This window comes from Ignavibacteria bacterium (genome assembly GCA_016873775.1).
Classification (GTDB): domain Bacteria; phylum Bacteroidota; class Ignavibacteria; order UBA10030; family F1-140-MAGs086; genus JAGXRH01.
The window spans coordinates 1-4,136 of sequence record VGWC01000117.1; the positions used below are offsets into that span (position 1 = coordinate 1).

6 protein-coding genes are annotated in these 4,136 nt (G+C 39.8%); 5 read left to right on the top strand and 1 reads right to left on the bottom strand.

Annotated features, from left to right (window positions below):
• Positions 1-145 precede the first annotated feature (145 nt).
• The 5 genes from FJ218_10985 to FJ218_11005 all read left to right on the top strand — a co-directional run bounded on the left by FJ218_10985 (position 146) and on the right by FJ218_11005 (position 3,278).
• Positions 146-376: a hypothetical protein gene (locus tag FJ218_10985; GenBank protein MBM4167424.1), complete on the top strand. Its 231-nt coding sequence runs from the start codon at positions 146-148 to the stop codon at positions 374-376.
• A complete protein-coding gene (locus FJ218_10990) occupies positions 373-717 on the top strand; it encodes a hypothetical protein (protein MBM4167425.1) in 345 nt (114 codons plus the stop codon). Before FJ218_10985 ends, FJ218_10990 begins: the two co-directional genes overlap by 4 nt.
• Before the next feature lie 65 nt (positions 718-782).
• Positions 783-1,286 carry a hypothetical protein gene (locus FJ218_10995; GenBank protein ID MBM4167426.1) on the top strand — a complete coding sequence of 168 codons (504 nt, stop codon included), beginning with the start codon at positions 783-785 and terminating at the stop codon, positions 1,284-1,286.
• 83 nt (positions 1,287-1,369) lie between these two features.
• Positions 1,370-2,338, top strand: coding sequence for a YitT family protein (locus tag FJ218_11000; GenBank protein ID MBM4167427.1), 969 nt, complete (start codon positions 1,370-1,372; stop codon positions 2,336-2,338).
• 34 nt (positions 2,339-2,372) lie between these two features.
• Positions 2,373-3,278, top strand: a complete 906-nt coding sequence (locus tag FJ218_11005; GenBank protein ID MBM4167428.1) for a pirin family protein — start codon at positions 2,373-2,375, stop codon at positions 3,276-3,278.
• A gap of 11 nt (positions 3,279-3,289) precedes the next feature.
• Here FJ218_11005 and FJ218_11010 read toward each other — a convergent pair.
• Positions 3,290-4,136, bottom strand: an 847-nt coding sequence (locus tag FJ218_11010) for a dicarboxylate/amino acid:cation symporter (protein ID MBM4167429.1), incomplete at its 5' end; no start/stop codon positions are given.

Sequence of the window (4,136 nt, forward strand, 5' to 3'; positions counted from 1 at the left end):
GTTTCTCAATGATTTTTTCGGCAAAAAAATACAAAAAAAAGACGAGGAAAAGGAGTTTATTTGAAAGAGAAAATGAAGTATATTCTTCCTGTTTTTATTAAAGAAAATAATCCAACTCAATTAACCGTTCCCACTAATTCTCTCAATGCGCGAGTTTATAAAATCGTATTCTTCCGCCGGTCGTGGTTTTGGTACGCCATCAGTGATGCAACATATTGGAATTCCAAAGTTTGAAGAGAAAAATAAAGTTCATCAAAAACTCTCGGAACTTTCACTAATGTTGCATCAACTCAAAGCAAAAGGCGAAGAAGAAAAAATGACACTGTTGGAAAAAGAACTTGATGAAACGGTAATGAAGTTGTTTAGCGGAAAGTGAAAAACTACATCTTCACCCTTGACATTGCTCATCCTCCTGTTACCTCCGATGATGCGGAAATAATTATACAAACGGAAATTCGAAAAGTGAGAAACTCCGAAACGCTTCGTGTTCTGAAAATTATACACGGTTACGGAAGCAAGGGGAGAGGCGGAACGTTGAAAAATATAGTACGACATTGGTTGTTTAAACATCGAAATGAATATCTTGCAGTTATTGCTGGAGAAAATGCAAGCATCTTTCATTCAGATATTCAGAACATCTTACAAACGTGTGGTTCATCGTATGATAATGATTTACGCGTATCGAATTTGGGTATAACTTTTGTGTGGGTTAAGTAATATGAAATATGTTTTCTATGCACTAATGCAGAAGCAACGAAGAAACGAGTAAAGAAAAAAGAATAATGGAAATTACCGAAAAGTATTACGCAAAAAATCGCAAAGAATGGCGAGCGTGGCTTTCAAAACATCACAAATCGAAAAAAGAAATTTGGTTGGTGTATTACAAAAAGAACAGCGGCAAACCTCGTGTTGCTTATAGTGATGCGGTGGAAGAAGCATTGTGTTTCGGTTGGATTGACAGCACGCTCAAACCGATTGATGAATTATGTTTTGCACAACGCTATTCGCCTCGAAGAAAAAACAGCGTTCTTTCGGAATTGAATAAAGAACGCATTCGTAATCTTATCAAAGCGAAAAAGATGACGAAGTTTGGTTTGGAAAGCATCGAACATCATCTTGACGGAAAGGAAAAAGAATCGGTTACAAAAAAGAAATTGAAGAAATTTTCTTTTCCGAACGAAATTATTGATGCATTGAAAAAAGACAAAATAACGTGGAAAAATTTTCAAAACTTTCCCGAATCGTATCAGCGTATTCGCGTTGGTTGGATTGCCGCAACAAAGTAACCAAAAACGTATCAATCGCGCTTGAATTATTTTTTGAAAATGACTGCGAAGAATAAAAAGTTTGGAACAATACAGTAATTGCGATGAATCCACTTTGGACTAACATTATTGCAAGAACCGTTCTTCGCAATAAAACAACACCGATAGAACAGTATTCGCAGTACCGCACAGCAAAAAAATTTCGCGAATTGAAAATCACCACTGTACGGTGGATAAAGGATTTCATCCTTATTCTTTTCGGTATTCTTTCTGCAACATTTGGGCTCGAAGGATTTCTTTTACCAAACGAATTTATTGACGGTGGAGTGACGGGCATTTCTTTATTGATTACAGAACTTACTTCGCTTCCGCTCTATGTTTTACTTCTCACCATAAACATTCCCTTTGTTTTTCTTGGATATCGCGTTGTAGGGTTGCAATTTGCAATTAAAACTGCGTTGGCAATTACAGGACTTGCATTGAGTGTAGCAGTGTTTTCGTTTCCCGAAGTAACTCAAGAAAAATTATTAGTAGCAGTGTTCGGAGGATTTTTTCTCGGAGCAGGAATTGGATTAGCAGTTCGTGGCGGAGCAGTGATTGATGGAACGGAAGTGCTTGCAATTTTTCTCAGCAAAAAATTTGGTTCGACCATCGGTGATGTTATTATTGCGGTGAACGTACTGGTTTTCTCTGCTGCCGCGTATTTTCTTTCGGTGGAAGCCGCATTGTATTCTATGATTACGTATCTTTCTGCATCGAAAACACTTGATTTTATTGTGGAAGGAATTGATGAATATGTCGGCGTTACCATTGTTTCTGTGGATAATGAAGAAATTCGTGAAATGATTGTGAACAACATCGGGCGCGGCGTTACGATTTACAAAGGGCAACGCGGCGTCGGAAAACGAGGAGTGCAAAACGATATTGACATCGTGTACACAGTAGTAACGCGCCTCGAATTGAATAAATTAAATACCGAAATTCAAAAAATTGACCAGAACGCTTTTATCGTTATGAGTAATGTAAAAGACACAAAAGGCGGTATGATAAAAAAACGTTCAGTAGGCAACTAAATTAAAATCCAAAATTTTAAATCTAAAATTTCTAATGTCTATTCGTCCAGTTAAAAAAATAATTCAAGCACGAGCAGCAATTGAAGGCGCAGGAGTTCATCTTCAACGCGCAATTGGTTTTAACGAACCGAATGAGTTTGACCCATTTTTGCTGTTCGATGATTTCCGCAATGAAAATCCAAAAGATTATCTCGCAGGTTTTCCGTGGCATCCTCATCGTGGCATTGAAACGATTACCTACGTTCTCGCGGGCGATGTTACACATCAAGATAGTTTGGGAAACAAAGGAACGCTTGGCGCTGGTGATGTGCAATGGATGACGGCGGGAAGCGGAATTCTTCATCAAGAAATGCCGAAAGGAAATGCGCAAGGACAAATGCACGGATTTCAGTTGTGGGCAAACCTTCCCAAGTCAATGAAGATGACTTCGCCGCGTTACCAAGATGTAAGCGCGAAAGAAATTCCTGTTGTAACTGATGACGATGGAGCAAGCGTGCGTATTATCATCGGCGAATTTTGGGGAAAGAAAGGACCAGTGGAAGGAATTGCCGCTGAACCGCAATACTTGGATGTGTTTGTTCCGGCAGGAAAAAGAAAAACATTGAACGTGGAAACAACACGCAATGCGTTTGCGTACGTGTTTGATGGAAGCGGAAATTTTTCTGATGCATCCGAACAGAAATCTGTGCTCACGGAAAAAACAGAACTCGATGGAAGTGAATCGCTCGCGTGGGCAAAAAATCGTTCTCTTGTTTCGTTTGATAATGGCGATGAAGTAACGGTGCGCGCGGGAGAAAATGGAATTCGTTTTCTTCTCGTTTCCGGCGAACCGCTGAACGAACCGATTGCGTGGGGCGGACCAATTGTGATGAATACGCAGGAAGAATTACGCAATGCTTTTGCAGAACTGCGAATGGGGAATTTTATAAAGGAGAGGTGAGGAAAGAATTTCTACTCCTCCATCTCCACTTCATTGATATACGCAGAGCAAACCACATCTCCCATAACGTTCACGACGGTTCTTCCCATATCGAGTAATCTATCAACACCGAGAATAATTGCAATGCCATCGGGAGGGACACCGACTTGCGCCATTACAATCATCAAGAGAGGAAGCGAACCGCCCGGAACTCCTGCAACACCGATAGAAGAAATTACACACAACGCAACAATCAGAATTTGCTGACTGATTGAAAGGTCAATTCCGAATACTTGTGCAATAAACAAAACGACTGCGCCTTCAAATAATGCAGTTCCGTTCATATTCATTGTTGCTCCTAACGGCAACACAAATGACGCAATCTTTGGAGAAATACCGAGTGCGCTTTCCGAAACGCGAATGGTTGTCGGCAATGTTCCGTTACTTGAAGATAGAGAAAATGCCGTAATCATAATCGGCGATGCTTTGGAAAGAAATTGAATCGGGTTTTGTTTTGTCAGCAATTTCAAAAGCAACGGATAAAAAACAAACAGCACGATTGCATAACCGAAGAGAATAAGAAAAACATAAATTCCAAGTTTTTGTAAAAGGTCAATTCCGAATCGCGCGGTTACGGAAAAGATTAAACAAAACACTGCAATGGGAGCGAGTTTCATTGCAAAGGCGACGATGGAAATCATTGCTTCGGTAAATGCATCGAGCCATTGAATCATCGCTTGCCGTTTTTCTTCCGCAATTTTTGTCAGCGCAGTTCCGAATAACAATGAGAATACAATGAGCGGAATCATTTCCATATTAACGATTGATTTTATAATGTTGCGCGGAACAAACATATCGAGAATTTGATTAACGATACCG